Origin of the sequence: Chitinophaga arvensicola (genome assembly GCF_900110835.1) — a bacterium.
Lineage (GTDB): Bacteria > Bacteroidota > Bacteroidia > Chitinophagales > Chitinophagaceae > Chitinophaga > Chitinophaga arvensicola.
This window is the reverse complement of sequence record NZ_FOJG01000001.1, coordinates 81,778-104,383: the sequence shown is the minus strand read 5'-3', so window position 1 is coordinate 104,383 and position 22,606 is coordinate 81,778. Positions and strand designations below refer to the sequence as shown.

General features: G+C 45.9%; 22 protein-coding genes and 1 tRNA gene. 8 read left to right on the top strand and 15 right to left on the bottom strand.

Annotated features, from left to right (window positions below; all coding sequences use genetic code 11):
• Positions 1-37: 37 nt before the first annotated feature.
• Positions 38-1,084 carry a Gfo/Idh/MocA family oxidoreductase gene (locus tag BMW79_RS00470; RefSeq protein ID WP_089889081.1) on the bottom strand — a complete coding sequence of 349 codons (1,047 nt, stop codon included), beginning with the start codon at positions 1,082-1,084 and terminating at the stop codon, positions 38-40.
• A gap of 41 nt (positions 1,085-1,125) precedes the next feature.
• Positions 1,126-2,679 carry a helicase HerA-like domain-containing protein gene (locus BMW79_RS00465; RefSeq protein WP_089889079.1) on the bottom strand — a complete coding sequence of 518 codons (1,554 nt, stop codon included), beginning with the start codon at positions 2,677-2,679 and terminating at the stop codon, positions 1,126-1,128.
• 166 nt (positions 2,680-2,845) lie between these two features.
• Here BMW79_RS00465 and BMW79_RS00460 point away from each other — a divergent pair, with 166 nt between their 5' ends.
• A complete protein-coding gene (locus tag BMW79_RS00460) occupies positions 2,846-3,328 on the top strand; it encodes a DUF2975 domain-containing protein (protein ID WP_089889075.1) in 483 nt (160 codons plus the stop codon).
• 20 nt (positions 3,329-3,348) lie between these two features.
• Complete coding sequence (locus BMW79_RS00455; protein ID WP_089889072.1) at positions 3,349-3,552, top strand: helix-turn-helix domain-containing protein; 204 nt, start codon at positions 3,349-3,351, stop codon at positions 3,550-3,552.
• A 73-nt stretch (positions 3,553-3,625) separates the two neighbouring features.
• On the opposite strand, the gene BMW79_RS00450 is transcribed toward BMW79_RS00455, so the two are convergent.
• From BMW79_RS00450 to BMW79_RS00415, 8 genes are all read right to left on the bottom strand, one after another.
• On the bottom strand, positions 3,626-4,006 hold the full coding sequence (locus tag BMW79_RS00450) for a co-chaperone GroES (protein ID WP_245752339.1): 381 nt from the start codon (positions 4,004-4,006) through the stop codon (positions 3,626-3,628).
• A gap of 57 nt (positions 4,007-4,063) precedes the next feature.
• Entirely contained in the window at positions 4,064-4,903 is an 840-nt protein-coding gene (locus BMW79_RS00445; protein ID WP_089889069.1) for an MBL fold metallo-hydrolase, read from the bottom strand.
• A gap of 33 nt (positions 4,904-4,936) precedes the next feature.
• Entirely contained in the window at positions 4,937-6,220 is a 1,284-nt protein-coding gene (locus BMW79_RS00440) for an MFS transporter (RefSeq protein ID WP_089889067.1), read from the bottom strand.
• A 63-nt stretch (positions 6,221-6,283) separates the two neighbouring features.
• Positions 6,284-6,901, bottom strand: a complete 618-nt coding sequence (locus BMW79_RS00435; RefSeq protein ID WP_089889064.1) for an ABC transporter ATP-binding protein — start codon at positions 6,899-6,901, stop codon at positions 6,284-6,286.
• Complete coding sequence (gene lpxA / locus BMW79_RS00430; protein ID WP_079473565.1) at positions 6,885-7,685, bottom strand: acyl-ACP--UDP-N-acetylglucosamine O-acyltransferase; 801 nt, start codon at positions 7,683-7,685, stop codon at positions 6,885-6,887. Before lpxA ends, BMW79_RS00435 begins: the two co-directional genes overlap by 17 nt.
• A gap of 5 nt (positions 7,686-7,690) precedes the next feature.
• A complete protein-coding gene (locus BMW79_RS00425) occupies positions 7,691-9,106 on the bottom strand; it encodes a bifunctional UDP-3-O-[3-hydroxymyristoyl] N-acetylglucosamine deacetylase/3-hydroxyacyl-ACP dehydratase (protein ID WP_089889061.1) in 1,416 nt (471 codons plus the stop codon).
• Positions 9,107-9,146: 40 nt separating this feature from the next.
• A complete protein-coding gene (gene lpxD / locus BMW79_RS00420) occupies positions 9,147-10,196 on the bottom strand; it encodes a UDP-3-O-(3-hydroxymyristoyl)glucosamine N-acyltransferase (RefSeq protein WP_089889059.1) in 1,050 nt (349 codons plus the stop codon).
• Between the two features lie 68 nt (positions 10,197-10,264).
• Positions 10,265-11,509: an HD domain-containing protein gene (locus BMW79_RS00415; protein WP_089889056.1), complete on the bottom strand. Its 1,245-nt coding sequence runs from the start codon at positions 11,507-11,509 to the stop codon at positions 10,265-10,267.
• 344 nt (positions 11,510-11,853) lie between these two features.
• Here BMW79_RS00415 and porX point away from each other — a divergent pair, with 344 nt between their 5' ends.
• The 6 genes from porX to BMW79_RS00385 all read left to right on the top strand — a co-directional run bounded on the left by porX (position 11,854) and on the right by BMW79_RS00385 (position 18,097).
• Positions 11,854-13,407, top strand: coding sequence for a T9SS response regulator signal transducer PorX (gene porX / locus BMW79_RS00410; RefSeq protein ID WP_089889054.1), 1,554 nt, complete (start codon positions 11,854-11,856; stop codon positions 13,405-13,407).
• 26 nt (positions 13,408-13,433) lie between these two features.
• Complete coding sequence (locus BMW79_RS00405) at positions 13,434-13,754, top strand: hypothetical protein (protein WP_089889051.1); 321 nt, start codon at positions 13,434-13,436, stop codon at positions 13,752-13,754.
• A gap of 25 nt (positions 13,755-13,779) precedes the next feature.
• Positions 13,780-14,541, top strand: coding sequence for an MBL fold metallo-hydrolase (locus BMW79_RS00400; protein WP_089889048.1), 762 nt, complete (start codon positions 13,780-13,782; stop codon positions 14,539-14,541).
• A gap of 72 nt (positions 14,542-14,613) precedes the next feature.
• Positions 14,614-15,648: a ComEA family DNA-binding protein gene (locus BMW79_RS00395; protein ID WP_089889045.1), complete on the top strand. Its 1,035-nt coding sequence runs from the start codon at positions 14,614-14,616 to the stop codon at positions 15,646-15,648.
• Positions 15,649-15,660: 12 nt separating this feature from the next.
• Positions 15,661-16,800: an acyl-CoA dehydrogenase gene (locus BMW79_RS00390; protein WP_089889043.1), complete on the top strand. Its 1,140-nt coding sequence runs from the start codon at positions 15,661-15,663 to the stop codon at positions 16,798-16,800.
• A gap of 421 nt (positions 16,801-17,221) precedes the next feature.
• Entirely contained in the window at positions 17,222-18,097 is an 876-nt protein-coding gene (locus BMW79_RS00385) for a c-type cytochrome (protein WP_089889040.1), read from the top strand.
• Positions 18,098-18,259: 162 nt separating this feature from the next.
• Here BMW79_RS00385 and BMW79_RS00380 read toward each other — a convergent pair whose 3' ends face one another.
• From BMW79_RS00380 to BMW79_RS00360, 5 genes are all read right to left on the bottom strand, one after another.
• On the bottom strand, positions 18,260-18,547 hold the full coding sequence (locus BMW79_RS00380) for a hypothetical protein (RefSeq protein WP_089889039.1): 288 nt from the start codon (positions 18,545-18,547) through the stop codon (positions 18,260-18,262).
• A 58-nt stretch (positions 18,548-18,605) separates the two neighbouring features.
• Positions 18,606-19,850 (bottom strand): ATP-dependent Clp protease ATP-binding subunit ClpX, encoded by a 1,245-nt coding sequence (gene clpX, locus BMW79_RS00375; RefSeq protein ID WP_089889036.1) that lies wholly within the window; start codon positions 19,848-19,850, stop codon positions 18,606-18,608.
• Positions 19,851-20,071: 221 nt separating this feature from the next.
• Positions 20,072-20,776 carry an ATP-dependent Clp endopeptidase proteolytic subunit ClpP gene (clpP, locus tag BMW79_RS00370; protein WP_089889034.1) on the bottom strand — a complete coding sequence of 235 codons (705 nt, stop codon included), beginning with the start codon at positions 20,774-20,776 and terminating at the stop codon, positions 20,072-20,074.
• Entirely contained in the window at positions 20,766-22,145 is a 1,380-nt protein-coding gene (gene tig, locus BMW79_RS00365) for a trigger factor (RefSeq protein ID WP_089889031.1), read from the bottom strand. The genes clpP and tig overlap by 11 nt, the downstream gene beginning before the upstream one ends.
• A gap of 217 nt (positions 22,146-22,362) precedes the next feature.
• Positions 22,363-22,444 (bottom strand) — tRNA-Leu (locus BMW79_RS00360).
• Between the last annotated feature and the right edge of the window lie 162 nt (positions 22,445-22,606).

The following is a 22,606-nucleotide window of genomic DNA, read 5'->3' as shown; positions in this document are numbered from 1 at the left end:
TGCCGGGTATCTTCACCCGGCAAAGACGGCGAAAAAATTAGAGATCTATCACCTTACCTGTTTCACTGCTTTCAAAAGCAGCTTCAATTACTTTTATCACTTTGATGGCATCTTGTGGTGGTACCGGATTAGCGGCCTTATTCACCAATGCTTCATAGATGCCCTGGTAGTAATCCATGTAGTTGCCATGACCACCGGGAACATACTTTTTCACTACTTCACCATTGATTTCAGTGTGCAGCAAGCCCCATTCGTGTGGTTGTTCTGCGCCCCAGTCGGGGCTGTTCGGGAATAAACCACGTTGCAGCTGCGCTTCCTGGATATCTGATTTTGTTTTGATAAAGGAGCCGATGCGGCCATGCAGCTGGTAAGCAGGTAACGCCTCTCTTACAAGGTAGTTACATTTTACACGGGCACGCAGGTTATCATAATAGAGTACCAGTTCAAAATAATCGTCTACGATGGAGTCGCGGCGGATCACGCGGATATCTGCCCAGATACGCTTAGGCATGCCAAACAGCGTAATGGCCTGGTCGATCAGGTGGGAGCCTAGATCGTACAGTGCGCCGGTACCCGGACCGCCTATTTCTTTATGCTTTTTGTAGCTTAGTTCTTCCTTGAAGCGGTCGTAGTGTATTTCCGCTTCGAGTACATCGCCCAACTGACCGGACTGCAGCACCTGTTTTACCACTTTGTAATCGCTGTCGTAACGGCGGTTATGGTAAACGCTGAGTAGTAAACCTTTTTCAGCCGCCAATGCTGCGAGGGTTTCTCCTTCGGCGGCATGTACGGTGAAAGGTTTTTCTACGATTACATTCTTACCGGCTTCCAGTGCTGCTTTTACATAGTCGAAGTGAGTGTAGTTGGGTGTATTCACTACAATCAGCTCCAGGTCTTTGTCGGCCAGCATATCCTCTACGCTCGTATATACTTTTACGTTAGGATAGCGTTGTTGCGCCAGGTTTTTACTTCTTTCTACTACCGCTGTAAATTCAAATCCAGGGTTTGCATACAGGAACGGCGCGTGGAATATTTGTCCGGACATGCCGTACGAGCATACGCCCGCTTTAATAATTCTACTCATACTGTTGATATATTAATGGTGTGGCTGATAAACGCTATCAGCTAAAACCAGCTTTTACTTTTACTGCTTCTTCCGCCGAGGCCAAGTGCTCCGAGTAAACTGCGGGTAATCACGCTGGCGGCGGTGCGGCCGGCCTGTCTTACAGCAGAACTTTCCATCACCTGTTCCAGCAATCCTTTTTCCTCTTTCTGTTTCGCTGCCGCTTTTGGTGCGGCAGCCTGTGCGGCTGTTTTATCCGCTGCTTCCTGCAGTTTGGCCGTGAGGATTTCGTAAGCGCTTTCGCTGTCAATTTCCTCGCTGTATTTTTTTACCAGTTTGGAATTGTTTACGAGGCTATCAATCTCTGTGGTGGTGAGCACGTCCATCCTGGATCTTGGCGATACCAGCATGGTGGCGGCTAAGGGCGTGGGTACGCCTTTTTCATTCAAACAGGTGATCAGTGCTTCTCCTATACCAATCTGGGTTAGCAGTTCATCTGTTTTATAGAAGTCGGATAACGGGTAGTTTTCCGCGGTTTGTTTAATGGTTTTGCGATCGTTGGCGGTGAAGGCGCGCAGGGCATGTTGTACTTTCAACCCCAGCTGTCCCAGCACAGAAGGTGGTACATCCATCGGGTTCTGTGTACAGAAGAAGATGCCTACGCCTTTGGAACGGATCAGTTTAATGATGGTGTCGATCTGTTTCAGGAGTGCATCACTGGCTTCATTAAAGATCAGATGTGCTTCATCGATGAACATCACCAGTTTAGGTTTGTCGAGGTCTCCTTCTTCCGGCAGGGTAGCATATAATTCTGCCAGCAGGCTGAGCATGAAGGTGGAAAAGAGTTTCGGGCGATCCTGTATATCACTGACCCTGAGGATGGATACGATCCCACGGCCATCGTCGCTGATGCGCATCAGGTCATCTACTTCAAAAGATTTTTCCCCGAAAAACTGTGCGGCGCCTTGCTGTTCCAGTTCAATCACTTTGCGTAAAATAGTGCCGGTAGAGGTGGTGGAAATTTTTCCGTAGTCTTTTTCCAGGTCTGCTTTGCCTTCATCACTGGCGTACTGTAATACTTTTTTAAAGTCTTTCAGATCGAGTAAAGGCAGTTTATTATCGTCGCAATATTTAAACAGCATGGCTACGAGGCCAGCCTGTGTGTCGTTCAGTTCAAGAATTTTAGAGAGGAGGATAGGACCGAATTCACTGGTGGTGGCTCTGAGTCGTACACCTTTTTCCTGGCTGAGCGACAACAGTTCAGATGGATAGGCTGATGGCGACCAGGTGCCGCCTATTTTCTGATAGCGTTCCTCAATTTTTGGATTGTTGGTACCTGCTGCGGCAATACCGCTGAGGTCTCCCTTGATGTCCATCAGTAATACCGGTACACTGGCGTCGCTGAGGCCTTCGGCGATCACCTGCAGGGTTTTCGTTTTACCGGTACCGGTAGCTCCTGCAATCAAACCGTGACGGTTAAGGGTTTTGAGCGGGAGAAAAACATCCGCGCCGGTTACCACTTCTCCGTTCAGCATGGCACAACCCAGCTTGAAATGCTCGCCTTTAAAGGTATAGCCGCTTTTGATATATTCCAGAAATGCATCCTGATTGGCCATGACGTATTTTTTTTATGAAGATAATAAAAAGCAACAAGCGGTTGAGCTTCAAATTATTATCGGCGCCTTTGTACCGTTTATCGATTATTAATTATTGATAAACGATAAATTTATTTTGAATTTCGATAATTGCAACATACCTTTGAATTAATAAAACGAGCGTACCATGAAAATCAGCAGGTTTCTTCTTCCGTTAAAAATCGTGCTGCTCATTTCTGTACTGATCAGTGTATACATCACGATCTTTAATGGTGTTGCTTATTTTCAGGCCCGGTTACAACCGGAAATACAGAGTATCAGAACGGCGATGTTGCAAAACACGATACTGGGGTTGTTATATCTCGTGATGACATGGTTCTTGTTCAGGTTGTTGATAGGAGCGGGTAATGAAGACATTATCTCCCGGAAAAATCTCAGTGCAGTAAAAGGAATTCTGTACGTAATGCTGGGCTTACTGATAACAAAAATGGTATTTGCCTGGATCGCGGCAGGTGACGTAAAGGTTTACCAGAATGGTCTTTATTTCAGGTTGCTGAACGTATTGGGCGCCAGCTGGGAGTTGTTGATGGCCTTTATGGTAATCCTGGCACTGGCCATCGTTTTTGAGAGAGCGGTAAGTCTGAATGAAGAGCAGGCGCTGACGATTTAATGATCTTAATAAAAATGATAATGGGGATAATCGTAAATCTGGATGTGATGCTCGCCAAAAGGAAGATGTCACTGACAGAGTTAAGTATACAGGTAGGTATTACGATGGCCAATCTTAGTATACTGAAAAGCGGAAAGGCAAAGGCCATCCGTTTTTCAACACTGGAAGAAATCTGCCGGGTACTGGATTGCCAGCCGGGAGATATTCTCGAATACAAAGGATAGATGCTTTTTCATAATGCGATAGAACAAAAAAAAATCTGCTAAGCGATAGCAGATTTTTTTGTTTTTATAAGATTCAGAGATCCTCTTCTCTTTCCAGCATCAGGATAGCTCCCTGTGGCACGATATAATATGTTTCTTCTTCGTATACCACCGCTGTTGATCCACTAAGCAGGAAAATAGCCAGATCGCCTTCTTTAACCTGTAATGGAATATATTTTACTTTCTCTTCTTCCGGTTTCCAGGCTTCGTCGCTATCTGCCGGCACCGGTATTGCATACCCCGGTCCTGTTTTTATCACATAGCCCCGTTGCACTTTTTCTTTTTCCTGTACTCCCGGAGGCAGGTATAATCCGCTGCTCGTGCGTTCGTGGGGAGTAGCTGGCTTTATCAGCACGCGGTCGCCCACAACGATCAGTTTTTTCAATTTATTATCTGTTGTTATGTGTATAGCCATACACGGTTTCTATCAAATATAATGCAGCAGCCAAAAAAGTGACAGACTGACAGTGTTTTACAGGCTGCTCAGGGCAAAGGTTTCCCCCGCGCGGATGCCTTTCTCCGTCTGTTGCAACACGCAGCATTCATGTACCGGATCATGCTCAAAATAGAGGATGTATTCCTTTTCGGCCGCCTCCTGTAAAAAGCTTTTCTTTTCCTGCAATGTTTTCAACGGAAACATATCATAAGCCATCACATACGGTAATGGAATATGCCCGATGGAAGGCAGCAGATCCGCCATGTAAATAATGGTTTTGCCTTTATAGCTGATCTGTGGCAGCATCATGGCATCGGTGTGCCCATTGGCAAACCGGATCTGGAAATTATCAATAAAATTTACGCCTTCCAGGTGATCAATAAATTTCAATTGTCCGCTTTCCTGGATAGGCAGGATATTTTCTTTCAGGAAAGACGCCTTCTCACGGTCATTTGGTTGTGTGGCCCATTTCCAGTGATCTTCATTACTCCAGTAAGTGGCGTTCTTAAAAGCGGGCACGAGTTTATCGCCCTGCCTGATGATGCTGCCGCCGCAATGGTCGAAATGCAGATGCGTCAGGAAGATGTCAGTGATATCGTCGCGGTGGAAGCCATGTGCAGCCAGTGATTTATCCAGCGTGGCATCGCCGTGAAGATAATAATGACTGAAAAATTTGGCATCCTGTTTATCGCCAATACCGTTGTCTACCAGGATGAGGCGGTTGCCGTCTTCGATCAGCAGGCAACGCATGGCCCAGGAGCACAGATTGTTTTCATCTGCCGGATTCAGTTTGTTCCAGATGGTTTTTGGTACTACGCCAAACATGGCGCCGCCATCCAGTTTAAAGAATCCTGTTTCAATGGTGTATAATTTCATCGCTCAGATTTTTGTTTCCGTTTTGAAAGTTAACTAATACTGTGCTGCCAGTTGCTTTTGTTTACGCAGGGCAGAGATGATGAAAAACAGTCCGATCACAAAGAATACCACGAGTGCCAGCACGGAATTACGCATGTCTTCTGTGAGGTCGTCTATGTAAGCAAAAGAGAACATACCGATTACAATAGAGAGTTTCTCGGTCACGTCATAATAACTGAAGAAGGAGGTAGTGTCTTCTGTTTCAGGCATCAGTTTAGCATACGTAGAGCGGCTCAAGGATTGTATACCACCCATTACCAGTCCTACTACGGTTGCCAGAATATAGAAGTCGGTAGCCGTTTGCATCCTGTAGCCGGCAACACAGATACCGATCCAGATGAGGATAACGGCAATGATTACACGTAAATTACCAAACCTGGTAGACAACCGCGCCATGCTCCATGCGCCTAAGATCGCTACTACCTGGATAATCACCACTGTTACGATCAGCATTTCATCCGGCAGTTTGAGCACCTTCCCACCAAATATGGTGGCCGCCATCATCACGGTTTGTACGCCCATGCTGTAGAAGAAAAATCCACGCAGGAAGCGCTTCAGTACCGGCATGTTTTTTACCTGTGCATATACCTTACGTAATTCCGTAAATCCTTCTGTTAAAGCACCTCCGGTATGTTTGGATACGGTGGCTCTGCTGTTGGGGAGCCGCGCAAAAGTGATCTGCGCAAAGCCAAACCACCAGACACCAACGAGAAGAAAAGTAAGTTGCACCGGTTGGCTTTTGCCAAGGCCCAGCTGAGGGCCCAGTACTACGAGACCAAAACCCAGCAGTTGTAAGATAACACTGCCGATGTATCCAAGGCTGTAACCACGGGCACTGATCCGGTCACGGTCTTCCGGCGCCGCAATTTCCGGCAGGTAGGAATTATAGAATACCAGTCCGCCACAATAACCGATGGTAGACAGTATAAAACAAATCACACCCAGTAGCAGATGATCTTTATCAAAGAAGTAAAGTCCGCAGCAGGAGAGGGCTCCCAGGATGGTAAAGAAACGAAGGAAGTTCTTTTTATTTCCCCTGGTATCGGCAATAGACGACAGGATAGGAGAGGAAAAGGCCACTATCAGGTAAGCGGCGGCCATCGCGTAATTGTAAAGGGCGGAATTGACAAAGTTCATTCCGAGGAAGGAAACGTGTTCGTCGGTTACCGCTAAGAAATAGATAGGGAAAAAAGTAGTGGTGATAACGAGGTTGTACACGGAGTTAGCCCAGTCGTACATGGCCCAGCCATTGATCACCTTCTTACTGGCAGTCTTCATATAGCGTTTAGCTTTTCACGAAGATACTTTTTATCAGTAGAAAGCAAAAAGGCTGTTGCCTTGTTATTTATAATCCTGGATGTGAATATGTTCTTTGCACATGAAATACTCCTGCTCATCATTGGAGCTTACAATAATAAGTCGGTTGCCACCGTATTCATTGATGAGTTGCTGGTATACGGCGATACCGGCGGCATCGAGGTTGGTGCAGGGTTCGTCGAGCAGCAGCACGGGAACATCAGACAGGATGGCGAGGGCCAGCTTGATCCTTTGTTTCATACCGGAGGAGAAGTTGCGGATTTGTTTCTTAGCCGCTTTTTCCAGTCCTACCAGTTGCATGGCTTTTGCCGGCGTAATACCGGGCAGGAAGTTTTTGAACTGCTGGTGGAAGTCGATGATTTCTGTGAGGGTAAATTCTTCGATGAGTTCCAGGTAGGGAGCTGCAATGGAGCAGTACCGGAAAAACGCATCAGGAGCGATGGGTTTTTCCGGTGTGCTATAGGTAACGGTGCCTTCATTGTGTTGAATGGCACCGCTGATTACCTGTAATAAAGTGGATTTACCGGAACCGTTGGGACCCAGTATGGCATAACGTTGTCCTTCACTGAAGGTGAGGGTTACCCGACGGAAAATCCAGTCGTAGTTAAAACGCTTACCTGTCTGGTTAAGAGATATCGTCATTGGTCCGGGAAGTATAGCCTCTCATGATGCCACGTCCTGATTCACGGATGAATGACAGGATTTCATCTCTCTCATCGGTAGCAGGGAATTCTGCTTCGATGATATTCACGGCCTTGGATAATTTATAACCTTTTACAAAAATGACGCGGTAGATATCGAGGATAGAGTTGATTTTTTCCAGGGAAAAACCTCTTCTCTTCAATCCTACGGAGTTCACGCCTACATAGGAGAGTGGCTCACGCGCAGCTTTTACAAAGGGAGGCACATCTTTGCGCACCATAGACCCACCGGTTACGAATGCGTGATCGCCTACTTTACAAAATTGCTGGATGGCTACCATTCCTGCCAGTACTACGTGGTCGCCCACGGTAATATGTCCGGCGAGGGTAGTGTTATTGGAAAATACGCAGTAGTTACCTACTTCGCAATCGTGTGCAATGTGGCTGTATGCCATGATCAGGCAGTTATTCCCGATTTTGGTTTTCCATTTATCTTTTGTACCACGGTTAATGGTCACATATTCACGGATAGTAGTGTTATCACCGATTTCTACCGTGGTTTCTTCACCCGCAAATTTTAAATCCTGAGGGATGGCAGAAATAACAGCGCCTGGAAAAATACGGCAGTTTTTGCCGATACGGGCTCCTTCCATAATGGTTACATTGGAACCTATCCAGGTACCATCACCGATTTCTACGTTTTTGTGTATTACGGTAAATGGATCAATTTTTACATTAGGCGCAACTTTGGCGTCCGGATGTATGTATGTAAGCGGGTGGATCATTGCTATTATTTGCCTTCTCTTGTTTTTATAATTTGTGCGATCATGTCGGCTTCAGTAGCTACTTTGTTACCGATAAACACTGTCCCCCGCATTTCCACAAGTCCTCTTCTGATTGGACTCAGCAACTCCATTTTTAATATCATGGTGTCGCCCGGAACTACTTTCTGTTTGAATTTACAGTTGTCTATTTTCAGGAAATAGGTATCATAGTTTTCTGGATCCGGTACACGGTTCAGTGCCAGGATACCGCCTACCTGTGCCAGTGCTTCCAGCTGGAGTACACCCGGCATTACGGGGTTACTTGGGAAGTGGCCCTGGAAGAAATGTTCGTTGAAGGTTACGTTCTTGATACCTACTACTTTCTCTTCTCCCAGTTCAATGATCTTATCTACCAGCAGCATCGGGTAACGGTGCGGCAGGGTTCTTTCGATACGTGGGGTATCGAATACCGGTGGCAGGTTCGGATCGTAAACAGGTACGTCTTTGTTATGTTTGTTCTTTTTGATATACGCTTTGATCGCACGGGCAAATTCCACGTTCGACGCATGACCGGGACGGTTAGCGATGATATGTGCATTGATCGGATAACCGATCAGCGCCAGGTCACCTACCACATCCAGCAGCTTGTGACGTGCGGGCTCGTTCGGGAAACGTAATTCTATATTGTTCAGGATCCCTTCTTTCTGTACAGAAATGGTTTCCCTGTTAAATACTTTGGCTAAACGGGCCAGTTCCTCTTCGGTAACGGGCTTGTCTACCACTACAATGGCGTTGTTGATATCGCCGCCTTTAATCAGGTTGAGCGACAGCTGGTATTCCAGTTCATGCAGGAAGCAGAAGGTACGGCACGGTGCAATTTCCGTTTTGAACTCTTCGATTCCCTTCATTTTGGCGTGCTGGGTACCCAATACCGGTGAATTGAAATCGATCAGGCAGGTAATGCGATAGTCCAGTGCGGGCATCGCTACCATTTCTACCTTTTTCTTTTCATCATAGTAGCTGATGTTGGTATCTATAGTATAGTATACTTTTTTGGCATCCTGGTTCTGCAGACCGGTTTTTTCTATGGCTTCAATAAAAGCATAGGCGCTACCGTCCATGATAGGAATTTCGCCACCATCCAGTTCTACCAGTACGTTGTCTACACCAGTACCGGCTAAAGCCGCCATGATGTGTTCTACGGTACTCACTCTGGCGCCGTTGTGTTCGAGCGTGGTGCTGCGGGTGGTTTCCACCACATAGTCCACATCTGCTTTCACGATGGGCTGTCCCGGCAGGTCTACACGTTGAAATTTAATCCCATGGCCGGGTGTTGCCGGCTTGAGGGTCATATTGACATAGGCGCCTGTATGCAAGCCAATACCCGATAAGGTGATTTCACCTTTCAGGGTATGCTGGTATTGCAACTGTTGATTTTCCATAATAAGCTAACTAATATATAACAGTTTGTAGTAATCAGTTTTAAACACCCGCTCGTTCCTGCAGCAGTTGTTTTACCATTTCTTCCAACTCCTTTACCCGCTTTTCAAGGTCCGGCAAATTTCTAAAAATTGCCTGACTTTTCAGCGAACTTTTATAATCGTACGCCGGAGAGCCTGTCAAAGAGGTATTGGGCACGGTAATAGACTTGGACAATCCGCTCTGTGCGTTGATTTTGGTGCTGTCGGCGATATGGATGTGTCCAACCATACCTACCTGACCACCGATCACGCAGTTCTGGCCGATCTTGGTGCTGCCGGAAACGCCGGTTTGCGCCGCAATCACCGTATTGATACCGATATCCACGTTGTGGGCTACCTGGATCAGGTTGTCCAGTTTCACACCTTTACGGATCACGGTACTACCCATAGTGGCCCGGTCGATCGTGGTATTGGCGCCGATTTCTACATCATCATGGATCACTACATTACCGATCTGGGGTACTTTTTTGTAGGAACCATCCGGTTGAGGGGCAAAGCCGAAGCCATCGCCACCGATTACACAACCGGCATGCAGCATTACGCGGCTGCCTACAATACAGTTATCGTATACTTTTACCCCTGGATATAGGATAGAGTCGTTGCTAACAACCACATTATCACCAAGATATACTCCAGGATAGATTTTTACGTTGTTGCCCAGCACCACATTTTCCCCCAGGTATGCAAAAGCGCCCACAAATACATTTTCTCCCATCTTCACAGAAGCGGGAATGTAGGAGGGTTGCTGAATACCCGACTTATTTCCGGTCAGGTACCTGTATTGTTCCAGTAACAGCGCGAAGCTGCTATAGGCATCCTTTACCCGGATCAGGGTCGATTTGATCGGACGTTCAATCACCAGGCTCTCATTCACAATCAGAATGGAGGCATTGGTGGTATATATGAATTCTTCATATTTAGGATTGGCAATGAAACTGAGCATGCCCTCGCCAGCTTCCTCAATCTTGGCGATGTTGCTCACCTTTACGTCCGGATTTCCCTCCAGCTTACCATCTAACATGGTAGCTAATTGTAATGCGCTAAACTGCATAATTTAAAATTGTGATGTTTTCCAGGCTACACCGGATAGTATGAACATATTGTTTAACATTTTATTCCTTATAAAACGTTGTTAGCCTGAATTTTTGGATGACAAATGTAGAATTTTTTTACCGGTATCGCCAGAGTATGGCTAATCAGTGCATTGTCGATGGAGGAAATGTCTTTTACAGTTCCGTCTTTAAATAGGATATTAATCTTTTCGTCATTAACGTTGTATGCCCTCAGTGTGGCAGCACCGGAAAAAACGAAGTAATCCAGATCCGCGTCTTCAATCCCCCATTTTTGTTTCACCTGCTCCTTCAATAATAGTGCTGCACTTCCATCAAAGGGCTGATTACTTAATACCACTTTGAATAAATTCCTGTCTATCAGCCATTTGCAGAGAAGAGATAAAACTTTATCCTCGTGCGTTGTCCAGACTTTGATCGCTCCCATGATATCATAGTCGTCCAACTGACAAAATAGCTCCAGGCATTCTGGTCCGCATTCAAAATTGTTTCTGGTAATCGTGTTATACAGGAAATAGCGGAGGGCAGGAGAGCAAAACAACTCTTTTCCTTCCTGGGCCAGTGCCTTGGCCCTTGTCAGGATCTTTACCAGCATGTTTTCCGCGCTGAGCACCGTTTTATGCAGGTATACCTGCCAGTACATCAGCCGCCGGGCGATAATAAATTTCTCTATTGAATAAATACCTTTCTCTTCTACCATCAATTCCCCCTTATGTACGGTCAGCATCTTAATAATGCGGTCGTAGCCGATAGTGCCCTCAGCTACCCCGGTAAAAAAGCTGTCGCGGTTCAGGTAGTCCATTCTGTCTACATCCAGCTGGCTCGACACCAGCTGATGCAGGAACATTTTATGATAACGTCCGTTGAAAATATCCAGTGTAAGTGACAGGGCGCCGTCCATTTCCCGGTTCAGTGCCTCCATCAGCCATTGGGAAATCTCTTCATGAGATACCCCTTCGATAATGCCGTTTTCCAGCGCATGGGAATAAGGCCCATGGCCGATATCGTGCAATAAAATGGCCATTTTTGCCGCCACCTCCTCTTCGGGGGTGATGTCTGCTCCCTTGCTGCGAAGCTCCTGCAGGGCCATACTCATGAGGTGATAGGCACCCATGCTATGATGAAACCGCGTGTGCATAGCACCGGGATACACCAGGTGCGCCAGCGCCATCTGGTGTATGCGGCGTAGCCGCTGGTAATATGGATGTGAAATGAGGTTAAGAATCAACGGGTGATCTATGGTAATAAAGCCATACACCGGATCATTAACAATTTTTCGCTTGCGTTCGGTCATTGCATTTAATTATACGATTCCAACGGGGGCGTCCACGTCAGAATCCCTGGTGCCTGTATGCAAAGCTACACCTTGAATTAATTATATGTAATTTTTTTACTTATAATGACGTTCCACGTCCACGGTACCCCTATGACAGTAAAAAACAATTGGTAGGTTACAGGTAATTAAATGTTATGGATGCGAAGGTAAATAACTTTAGCAGGCCGTTCACTTTTTCGGGTCAGGATTTTAACCGGTTCCATCCTTTTTAACATATAATTACCGGCAAATGATAGACGGGGAATGATATTTGCCAAAAAATAAGGGTAAATTCCTTTTTTTACAGCACCTTAAATCTTATTATGAGTCAGATAAATATACTATGGGTAGATGATGAAATAGAGTCCCTGAAATCGCAGATTATCTTCCTGGAAAGCAAAGGTTACAAAGTTTCTGCGCTCACCAACGGCTATGACGCCCTCGAATTTCTCAAAGAAAGAACCGTAGATGTAGTGTTGCTCGATGAATCCATGCCCGGTATCACCGGTCTGGAAACCCTCAGTAAGATTAAGGAAATAGACCAGCAGATCCCCATTGTCATGATTACCAAGAACGAGGCGGAAAATGTCATGGACGACGCCATCGGCTCCCAGATCACTGACTACCTGATCAAACCGGTCAATCCTAACCAGGTATTATTATCTCTCAAAAAAATAATTGACAACAAACGACTGGTGGCCGAAAAAACCACCATCGCCTACCAGCAGGAGTTCCGCAGTCTGTTTATGGCCCTGAGCTCCAACCCGGATTTCAATGAGTGGATGGACATCTATAAAAAACTGGTGTACTGGGAAATGGAAATGACCAAAACCAACAGCCCGGAGATGCTGGAGGTATTCAACGCCCAGAAAACGGAAGCCAATACGGAGTTTGCCAAGTTCATCAGCCGCAATTACAGCGACTGGCTCCATCCAAAGGCCACCGAAGCCCCGGTGATGTCGCATAACCTGTTCCGAAACAAGGTAGTGCCCAACCTGGACCCGAATGTGCCCAATGTGTTCCTCCTGATCGATAACCTCCGGTACGACCAGTGGAAAGCCATCCAGCCCATTTTCCAGGAATCGTTCCGGCTTGTGGAGGAAGAATCTTTCTACAGCATTTTACCCACCAGCACGCAATACAGCCGTAATGCCATCTTTGCCGGCATGCTGCCCATAGATATAGAACATAAATTTCCGCAGGAATGGAAAAATGACGACGAAGAAGGCGGAAAGAACCTGTATGAGGAACATTTCTTCGCCGCCCAGCTCAAGCAGCTGAAAATGGACCCCCGGTTTTCTTATACCAAGGTCACCAACCATGCCGATGCGCAAATCATGCTCAATAATATCCACAATATGCTGGATTACCCGCTGAGCGTGATTGTTTATAATTTTGTGGATATGCTCAGTCATGCCCGCACAGAAATGGAAGTGCTGAAAGAACTGGCCGGTGATGAGGCTTCTTACCGCTCTATTACGGCCAGCTGGTTCGAACACAGTCCGCTGCACCAGGCCCTGAAACGCATCAGCGATAAAAAAATAAACCTGATCATCGCCACAGACCACGGCAGCGTACGGGTAAAAACACCGGTAAAAGTGATCGGTGATAAGCAAACTACCACCAACCTGCGTTATAAACATGGACGCAACCTGAACTACGATCCGAAGGAAGTACTGGCCTTCCGGGACCCACGTGATGCAGGTTTACCGAAACCCAACGTCAACTCTTCCTACATTTTTGCGAAAGGCGACGGGTATCTCTGCTATCCCAACAACTACAATTATTTTGTAAATTATTACCGGAATACCTTCCAGCATGGCGGCATTTCCCTGGAAGAAATGATTGTACCTTTTGCCCGGATGGTAACGAAGTAACAACAGCTTTTTGCTATTTTTGCGACATGAATATTAAAATCACTCCAAATAGCCTGACTAAACTCGAAAAGATCTTCGAGGAAGCCAAATATGTGCTCCGCTTCGAAAAGGGTAGTTTCCTTTCCGGTTACTGTATCCTGGAACACAAAAAGGTGGTGGTGATCAATAAATTCCTGAACCTCGAAGGGCGTATCAATACCCTCATCGATATTTTAACGACTTTGCCGCTCGAGGAAGAAGCCCTGACGGCAGAGTCGCATAAATTGTATAAACAGATACAGGCCAGCAAACCGGTACCTGAAGCGGGAACGGAGGATGCTCCGGAGGAAGAAGAGGCAGCAGAATAGATTAAAACAGACAAATGATGTTGGGATGAAAGTTACATTCTTAGGTACAGGTACGTCGCAGGGAGTTCCGGTTATAGCATGTGGTTGCGAAGTTTGCACCTCCACCGATTCAAAAGATAAACGTTTAAGAAGCAGTATCATGATTACCGCACCCGCCGGTAATATTGTGGTAGATACCACCCCCGATTTCCGCTACCAGATGTTGCGGGAAAAGGTGGGCCATCTCGAAGCCGTACTGATTACCCATTCCCATAAAGATCATATTGCCGGCATGGACGATATCCGTGCCTTTAATTATTTCCAGCAAAGCGCTATTAATATCTACGCCACTGAGTTTTCACAAAGTGTGATCAAACGCGAATTTGCCTACGCCTTTTCCGATTTCAAATACCCGGGTATTCCTGAAATAAATCTGAAAACCATTGCAGACGATCCTTTCGAGGTAAACGGACTAACGATTACGCCTATCCATGTGATGCATCATAAAATGCCGGTACTGGGTTTCCGCATCCATGATTTCACCTACATCACCGACGCCAATTATATTGCGCCGGAGGAAAAGGAAAAGATCCGTGGCTCAAAGATCCTGGTGCTGAATGCCCTGCGGAAGGAGAAACACATCTCTCATTTTACCCTGGAAGAAGCCATTGCACTGGGGAAAGAACTGGAAGTACCGGAACTATACCTCACACATATCAGTCACCAGCTGGGCCTGCATGAAGCCGTATCGGCAGAGCTGCCAGCAGGGGTACACCTGGCTTATGACGGCCTCCGGCTCGATATTTAACAAGCATTTTATTTCTATTAACAAAACACCCGTAGCAATAATGTAGCTTGGTGTCAAATGTTTTGTTGACCCATGTGGAGAACTTTTATCCGCGAATACCTGCGCTTTTCCCGTAAGGAGCGCCAGGGAATTGTGCTGCTGGTATTGGCTATGCTGCTGACCAGCTACTTCCCGGATTTGCTTTTTTATTTTCAGCGTAGGCCCGTTGCCGGTAGTGATGATCTGCAGGCGGCGGTGCAGGCTTTTGAGGCACAGCTGGTAGTGAAAACCATTGACAGTGCGGAGGATAAGCCGCCCGGGAAAGCGGCGTTATTTTATTTTGATCCGAATACATTATCGATTGAAGGTTGGCAGCAACTGGGTGTGAGTGAGCGTACGGCCGGCACTATCGGGAAATACATCGCCAAAGGTGGCCGATTCCGCACAGCGGCTGATCTGGCGAAGATATACAGCTTACCGCCAGTACTGTGTGCGCAATTAATGCCTTATGTGCGTATTGCAGCTACCGGTTTTTCCGGGAGAGATGATCCGCATCATCGCCATGCGGATCCGGATCAGCGCGGTGATTTCGCGGAGCGGCAGTCCTGGCGTGGGAGAGCGTACGGTGATCACCAGCGTGGAGGACGTTATGAAGCGGACAGTTTTCAGAAAAATCATTATTTCCGCGATTCTTCGTTTGCCCGTTACCGTAAAAAAGCGCAGCCGGTAGCGATCGATATTAATGCGGCAGATAGTGCAGGCTGGCAGTCGCTGCCGGGCATCGGGCCCGGCTTCGCGCGGCGGATAATGGCCTTCCGCGACCGGTTGGGAGGCTTCTATGCCGTGGAGCAGGTGGCAGAATGTTACGGTTTACCTGACTCCGTATTTCAAAAAATTCAACCTTTCTTACAGATTGGTAACAGTTCTCTAAAAAAACTAGACCTCAACAGCTCAGATGAAAAATCTTTGGCGGATCACCCATACATACGCTACAAACTGGCGCGTTTAATTGTGCAGTATCGCAGTAGCCACGCGGGTTTCAAGGCGGTGCAGGACCTTCGTCAGCTGCCGTTGGTGGATGAGATTATTTATCGTAAAATTGAACATTACATTGAGATCAAATATTAAATCCACACGTTTATGAACTTTGAGCCTACGGAAATGCAACAACAGATTGCACAAATGATCCGGGATTTCGGAAAGACAAACATACAGCCTTACGTGATGGAATGGGATGAATCACAGGAGTTTCCGGTGCAGGTGTTTAAGCGATTGGGAGAACTGGGTCTCATGGGGGTACTGGTGCCGCAGGAGTACGGTGGGAGCGGGTTGGGCTATCTGGAATACGTAACGGTGATCAGTGAGATTTCACGCATTTGCGGGGCCATTGGCTTAAGCGTGGCAGCACATAATTCTTTGTGCACCGGTCATACTTTACAATTCGGCAATGAAGCGCAGAAACAGCGTTACCTGCCCAAACTGGCCACAGGAGAGTGGATCGGCGCGTGGGGTTTAACAGAACCCAACACTGGTTCCGATGCCATGAATATGAAATGCGTTGCAAAGAAAGACGGCAACGACTGGGTACTGAATGGTACCAAATGCTGGATCACCCATGGTAAAAGCTGCGACGTGGCAGTAGTGATAGCCCGTACCGGCGATGTGCGCGACAGTCATGGTATGACTGCCTTCATCGTTGAAAAAGGCACACCGGGATTCAGCGGTGGCAAGAAAGAGAATAAACTGGGCATGCGGGCATCAGAAACCGCAGAAATGATATTTGACAATTGCCGCATTCCGGCAGAAAACATGCTGGGTGCAGAAGGCGACGGGTTTATCCAGTCGATGAAAGTACTCGACGGCGGTCGTATTTCCATTGCCGCATTATCTCTCGGTATTGCCAAAGGCGCTATGGATGCAGCATTGAAGTATTCCAAAGAACGTCACCAGTTCGATCAGCCTATTTCCAACTTCCAGGGGGTATCCTTTAAGCTGGCGGATATGGCCACTGAAATTGAAGCGGCAGAATTGCTGACCATGCAGGCCGCAGATATGAAAAACCGTAAGGTGAAAATGACCCAGCAGGCCGCCATGGCAAAGTATTATGCCTCTGAAGTAGCAGTGAGAGTAGCCAATGATGCGGTACAGATTTTTGGCGGTTATGGCTATACGAAGGATTTTCCGGTGGAAAAATTTTATCGTGATGCAAAATTATGTACTATCGGGGAAGGAACTTCCGAAATTCAGAAGATCGTTATTGCCCGGGAAGCACTGAGATAGAATAACGATTTTGCTATTGATTTTGATCTTATTGAGGGAATAGTATTTTTATAATTTATGAAAAGAGCTTTTATAAGCCGTTCATCATTTTTTCAAAATAATTTAATATTACCCCTTTAGTGTTATTGAATATTGCAAAAGGAACGTTAAATTTGGGTTAATTCATCACTCTTTACCGTTTATCAACCTTAACACACAAAATCAAGTACGATTTGAAACACTTTTACGCAATGAAAAGCACCCTGTAATACGGGTGCTTTTCTATACCGGGTCTGACTGGTTTATCCCGTATTAGAAGAAGACGCTTAGTAAAATGTGAAGCCTGTAATCCACGTTATGATTCTTCTTTAATTCAGTAGTTCTACTGATACCTAGCAGGTTTATCCCTATTACTTTTACATCCTCAATTATTCCTTTTGTTATGTTCTCCAAAATTCTAAAGTGGACCGCACGTCTTGTGCTTGGTCTGATCGTAGTTGTATTAATTGCCTTTGGCATTTTTTCTTTTCTTTTTCATCAGCATACCAACAAAACGTATGCGGTAACGGTAAGGGATATTCCTGTTCCGGACGATTCCGCCACCATTGCGGCGGGGCGGCACCTGTATGAAATAAAGGGTTGCGGTGAATGCCACGGTGCAGATCTGAGGGGAAAAGTGTTTGTCGATGATCCTCCCATCGGGCGGATTGCCGGTAGCAATCTTACCTATGGAAAAGGTGGCCTCCCGGCCAGCTACGACAATAAAGCCTGGTTAAAGGCGCTGCGGCACGGTTTAAATGCCGAAAATAAGACGTTATTGCTCATGCCCTCAGAAGAGTTCACCCGGCTGGATGATCACGATATTGCGGCTATAATTGCGTATTGCAAGGCGCAGCCTAAAATAGATACCCCGTCTGTATCTATTAAAATAGGGCCTATGGGAAAAGTATTGTCGGTGTTGGGCAAAATACCGCTTTTCCCGGCGGAGCATATTGATCACCAACGCGAGCAGCCCAACCTGGTGGTGAAGGCGTCTACAAAGGAGTATGGCCAGTATTTGTCGGTTTCCTGTACAGGTTGTCATAAACCATCACTGACCGGCGGGGATAACCCCGTTCCCGGTGGCGTTCCGGTAGCCAATATCACTTCCACAGGGCATGTGGGTAAATGGAGTCAGGAGGAGTTTATTGCCACCTTACGTACAGGTAAGACACCGGAAGGGAAGCAGCTGCAGGCAAAGGATATGCCGTGGCCGATGACCGCACAATACACGGAAGAAGAATTAACAGCTTTATATCTTTATCTCAAAAGCATCTAAAAACGCATTGGCTGGGGAGAAAAAGGCAGCCAGGCTTTATTTTGGTGGGAAGATTTAAAGTTGAGCGCTTCATCCCGGCAAAATATCTGCGTAGCTAAAACGACGGCTTTACGACATAAAAAAAGGGCTGACCTGTAGGTCAGCCCTTTGCTGTAGCGGTTGCTACTTTTTATCTTTGTTGAAGAAGTCGGATACTTTATCCTTTGCTTCTTCTGCCCAATCTTCTGCTTTATCTTTCACGTTATCCAGAAAATCACCTGCCTGATACATCAGACCTGCTTTTTTGCCTTCGGCTTTATCTGACATCCCTGCAAACCAGTTATCAACTGTACCTGCAATAAACGGAGGTAATTTGCCCTTCACATATTCTTTGATCACATCAATGGACTGCACTGCCTGTTCGGTGGTGAGTCCGGCTTTTTCCTGTAATTGCTGAATGAGTTCCTGCATAAATAGCGGTTTTATGGTGATAGATAGTGTTGCTGTTAACGGATAATAACCGGAACAGTTAGGCCACTTTCAGTTTAACGAAGTTGCTTTGCTCCAGTTTTGCCTGTGCATACTCCTTGGTAAGATGAAAATGAGTTTCGTTGGCAGATGGCAGTTCATACATAGCATCACTCAGTACTACTTCACAGATGGAGCGTAATCCACGCGCACCCAGTTTGTATTCCATGGCTTTGTCAACGATGTAGTCGATCGCTTCTTCTTCTACCTGTAAATCGATATTTTCTACCTTGAACAGTTTCTTGTATTGCTTTACCAGTGCATTTTTAGGCTCTGTTAAAATCAGTTTCAGGGTATCTCTGTCCAGGGAGTTCAGATAGGTCACTACCGGTAAACGGCCCAGTAATTCAGGGATCAGACCGAAGGATTTCAGGTCCTGTGAGTTGATGTAACGCAGGATCTGTTTTCTGTTTTCTTCTTCTTTTTCCTTGTTAACGGTAAAACCGATGGAGTGAGTCTGTACTCTTCTGCTGATAATTCTTTCCACACCATCAAATGCGCCACCGCAGATGAAGAGGATATTCTGTGTGTTCAGTTTGATCAGTTTCTGTTCCGGGTGTTTACGACCGCCCTGAGGTGGTACCAGTACTTCGGTTCCTTCAAGTAATTTCAGGAGGCCTTGTTGTACACCTTCACCGCTTACGTCACGGGTGATGGATGGGTTATCGCTTTTACGGGCAATTTTATCGATTTCATCGATATAAACGATCCCACGTTCAGCAGCTTCCACATCGTAGTTACATACCTGTAACAGGCGGCTGAGGATACTTTCCACGTCTTCACCTACGTAACCTGCTTCTGTGAACACGGTAGCATCCACGATCGCAAAGGGAACGTTTAATTGTTTGGCAATGGATTTGGCCAGCAATGTTTTACCAGTACCGGTTTCACCCACCATGATGATGTTGGACTTTTCAATTTCCACTTCATCATCACCAATCTGCTGATTGAGTCTTTTGTAGTGGTTATATACAGCAACTGCCAGGATTTTCTTTGCATCATCCTGTCCGATTACATATTCGTCCAGGTACTTTTTCATATCCATTGGCTTGGATACTTTCGGAGCGAAGTGAGGCGCAACGGTAGCAGCGGCTTTCTTGCCCGGAGTGAATAACTCCTGGTCAATGATTTCCTGCGCGTTGGCTACACAGTTTTCACAGATGTGTCCTTCAGCGCCTGCTATCAGTATCTGCACTTCTTCTTTGGAGCGGCTGCAAAAGGAGCATCGGATTTTTGATTCTTTCATTTCGGAATAGATTATTTTTCTACGAAACTATCATTGCCTGCATTGATATTGCAGGGTTACAAATTTACACTAAATAGCCGAAAGCGTAAGTCTTAATACGGTAAAGCTTATCATCTCAGGAAGCAAAAAAGCTATTGTAGTAAAGATAGTAGCGTTTTTTTGTATATATCGCTATAATCTTCGCTACAATAGCTTTAAGTTATGCTTTGAGCTTTAAGCCTTTACTGAGGTGTTTCTAGGTTTTTCTTTGGATTTTTCTGGAGTACGTCATCAATGATGCCGTATTCTTTCGCTTCATCCGCAGTCATCCAGTAATCACGGTCAGAGTCTTTTTCCACTTTTTTAACGGGTTGTCCGCAGTGGCCGGCAATGATTTCGTTCAGTTCCTTTTTCAGTTTCACGAACTCACGTGCAGTGATTTCGATATCTGAGGTCTGGCCTTCTGCACCGCCATGAGGCTGGTGAATCATTACACGTGCGTGTTTCAGTGCGGTACGTTTTCCTTTGGTACCTGCTACCAGGAGTACAGCGCCGAAAGAGGCGGCCATACCGGTACAGATAGTAGCTACTTCAGGAGAAATGATCTGCATAGTATCATAAATACCCAGGCCGGCGTAAACGCTTCCTCCGGGGCTATTGATGTACATCTGAATATCACGGTTACGGTCGGAAGACTCCAGGAACAGCAGCTGCGCAGTAATTACGTTTGCTACGTAGTCGTTCACGGGATCTCCCAGGAAAATAATACGATCAGCCATCAACCGGGAGAAAACGTCCATCTGGGTCATATTCATCTGGCGTTCTTCTAAGATATACGGAGTCAGACTGTTGATCTGGTGGCTTTTAGCGTAACTGTCTACTACCAGGCTGCTGATTCCCCGATGCTTGATGGCATATTTTCTGAATTCGTCGTTATTAATGTTCATGATGGTGATGTTTATGAGGTAAATTAACAAAATCTTCTGCTTTGATTTCCTCTTCTTTCACGTTCACCTTTGCTTCAGCCCAGTCAAATAACTTGGCAGTGATCATTTCACGGTAAGTCTGGTCTACAAATTTCTCATCCTGTAACAGGCGATCCAGGTAGCTGTCTAACCATTCTGCTCCATCAGCAGCGGCGCCGCCATAGTAGCCTAATACTTTTTGTTTGGCATTTTCTTTCAGATCTTCGAAAGAAACTTCCAGTTTATTTTCTTTAACCAGTTTATCGCTGATCAGTGTCCAACGTAATTGGTGGTCAAACGAAGGGAATTCTTTTTCCGCCTCTTCCGCAGTTTTAGGTTTTTCACCACCTACCTGCAGCCAGCGTTTGAGGAAATCCTTTGGTAATTCAATCGGCGTTTCGTGTACCAGTACTTCAAACAGGTCGTTGTGAAGGTGGTTACGGCTTTCAGAATCCCAGTATTTACCGATTTCTTCTTTCAGTTTAGCACGGAAAGCTTCTTCTGTAGTGATTTCTTCTCCCGGATAAACTTCTTTGAAGAACTCTTCATTCAATTCTCTTTTTTCAATCAGACCAACCTTAGTGATCGTCAGTTTGAAATATTTCTTTGCTGCTTCCTTATCGGTAGTTTCAAAGCCCAGATCTTTCAGGATCCAGCCAAGACGCTGTTCGTCAAAAGAAGTAGCCAGTTGGAATACAATGCTGTCTTCATTTTTCTTACCCTGCAGTTCCGCCTGGATAGCCGGTGCAAAGTATTTTACCAGTAAGGCGTTTTCTTTAACGATACCGCCTTCTACTACATTGCCTTTCTCGTCTGATTCTTCGAATTTAACGTTAATCACGTTATCTTCTGAAGTAATTGTTTCCGGTTCGGTAGTTTTTCCACCTTTCAGCTGTAAACGCTGTATTTCGTCGTTTACCATTTCATCGGTAACGGCTACTTTATATTTAGTAAGGGTGGTTTTGTTATCTTCCAGTGGAGTAACAGCGAAGGTTGGTTTCAGACCCACTTCAAATTCGAAGTTGTAGTCAGCAGGTTTGTTGAAATCCAGGTCTTTTGCCTGTTTTTCCAGAGACAGTGGCTGGCCAAAGATTTCCAGCTTCTCTGCCTGTACGTAGCCCATTAATTCTCTCTCAACAGTTTTCAGAATTTCGTCGCCAAAGATAGCCTGACCGTGCATTTTCTTAACCATGCCTGCAGGTACCATTCCTTTACGGAAGCCTGGGATGTTCGCATTTTTGCTGAACTGCTTTACTGCTTTGTCAAAATTAGGAAGGTAGTCTTCCTGGCTCACTTTCACAGTGATCTTATCGTTCAATAAACCAATGTTTTCTCTCGTAACGGTTGCCATAATTGAATTGTATAAAGTGTTCTTTAAGAAGCAATAATGATTCCTTGTTTATTTTTCTGCCATGAAGTCACAACGGCAAGTAGGAATGGCAGGAAACTATTTTTAAATAAAATCAGGTGAAACTGTGTCTGAATAAGACAGGAGTGACAATGAAAGGGAGGGAAAGCATAGCATTATCACGTTGCCATATTGACGCATTGCCACATAATATTATAGGTGCGGATGAAGGGACTCGAACCCCCATGCCTCGCGGCACCAGATCCTAAGTCTGGCATGTCTACCAATTTCATCACATCCGCAGGAAATAAAAGAACTCGCTCTGTTACTGCTTTTCCTACCCGGAGACCGCCCCGGATATACATGACAAGAGCCCCTTTTTTAGCTCAAAAAGGATTGCAAAGGTATTATTTTTTGCGAATTAACAAAATCATTTATAAGAGAACTTTCCCTCCGCTTTCTAC

Bases quoted from the DNA above. Each gene is read 5' to 3' on its own strand.
- lpxA (WP_079473565.1), bottom strand. From the start codon at position 7,685: ATGATCCACCCGCTTACATACATACATCCGGACGCCAAAGTTGCGCCT.
- BMW79_RS00415 (WP_089889056.1), bottom strand. From the start codon at position 11,509: ATGACCGAACGCAAGCGAAAAATTGTTAATGATCCGGTGTATGGCTTT.
- lpxD (WP_089889059.1), bottom strand. From the start codon at position 10,196: ATGCAGTTTAGCGCATTACAATTAGCTACCATGTTAGATGGTAAGCTG.
- clpP (WP_089889034.1), bottom strand. From the start codon at position 20,776: ATGAACATTAATAACGACGAATTCAGAAAATATGCCATCAAGCATCGG.
- BMW79_RS00440 (WP_089889067.1), bottom strand. From the start codon at position 6,220: ATGAAGACTGCCAGTAAGAAGGTGATCAATGGCTGGGCCATGTACGAC.
- BMW79_RS00455 (WP_089889072.1), top strand. From the start codon at position 3,349: ATGGGGATAATCGTAAATCTGGATGTGATGCTCGCCAAAAGGAAGATG.
- BMW79_RS00425 (WP_089889061.1), bottom strand. From the start codon at position 9,106: ATGGAAAATCAACAGTTGCAATACCAGCATACCCTGAAAGGTGAAATC.
- BMW79_RS00450 (WP_245752339.1), bottom strand. From the start codon at position 4,006: ATGGCTATACACATAACAACAGATAATAAATTGAAAAAACTGATCGTT.
- BMW79_RS00405 (WP_089889051.1), top strand. From the start codon at position 13,434: ATGAATATTAAAATCACTCCAAATAGCCTGACTAAACTCGAAAAGATC.
- BMW79_RS00400 (WP_089889048.1), top strand. From the start codon at position 13,780: ATGAAAGTTACATTCTTAGGTACAGGTACGTCGCAGGGAGTTCCGGTT.
- BMW79_RS00465 (WP_089889079.1), bottom strand. From the start codon at position 2,679: ATGGCCAATCAGGATGCATTTCTGGAATATATCAAAAGCGGCTATACC.
- tig (WP_089889031.1), bottom strand. From the start codon at position 22,145: ATGGCAACCGTTACGAGAGAAAACATTGGTTTATTGAACGATAAGATC.
- clpX (WP_089889036.1), bottom strand. From the start codon at position 19,850: ATGAAAGAATCAAAAATCCGATGCTCCTTTTGCAGCCGCTCCAAAGAA.
- BMW79_RS00445 (WP_089889069.1), bottom strand. From the start codon at position 4,903: ATGAAATTATACACCATTGAAACAGGATTCTTTAAACTGGATGGCGGC.
- BMW79_RS00470 (WP_089889081.1), bottom strand. From the start codon at position 1,084: ATGAGTAGAATTATTAAAGCGGGCGTATGCTCGTACGGCATGTCCGGA.
- BMW79_RS00395 (WP_089889045.1), top strand. From the start codon at position 14,614: ATGTGGAGAACTTTTATCCGCGAATACCTGCGCTTTTCCCGTAAGGAG.
- BMW79_RS00435 (WP_089889064.1), bottom strand. From the start codon at position 6,901: ATGACGATATCTCTTAACCAGACAGGTAAGCGTTTTAACTACGACTGG.
- BMW79_RS00385 (WP_089889040.1), top strand. From the start codon at position 17,222: ATGTTCTCCAAAATTCTAAAGTGGACCGCACGTCTTGTGCTTGGTCTG.
- BMW79_RS00390 (WP_089889043.1), top strand. From the start codon at position 15,661: ATGAACTTTGAGCCTACGGAAATGCAACAACAGATTGCACAAATGATC.
- BMW79_RS00380 (WP_089889039.1), bottom strand. From the start codon at position 18,547: ATGCAGGAACTCATTCAGCAATTACAGGAAAAAGCCGGACTCACCACC.
- porX (WP_089889054.1), top strand. From the start codon at position 11,854: ATGAGTCAGATAAATATACTATGGGTAGATGATGAAATAGAGTCCCTG.
- BMW79_RS00460 (WP_089889075.1), top strand. From the start codon at position 2,846: ATGAAAATCAGCAGGTTTCTTCTTCCGTTAAAAATCGTGCTGCTCATT.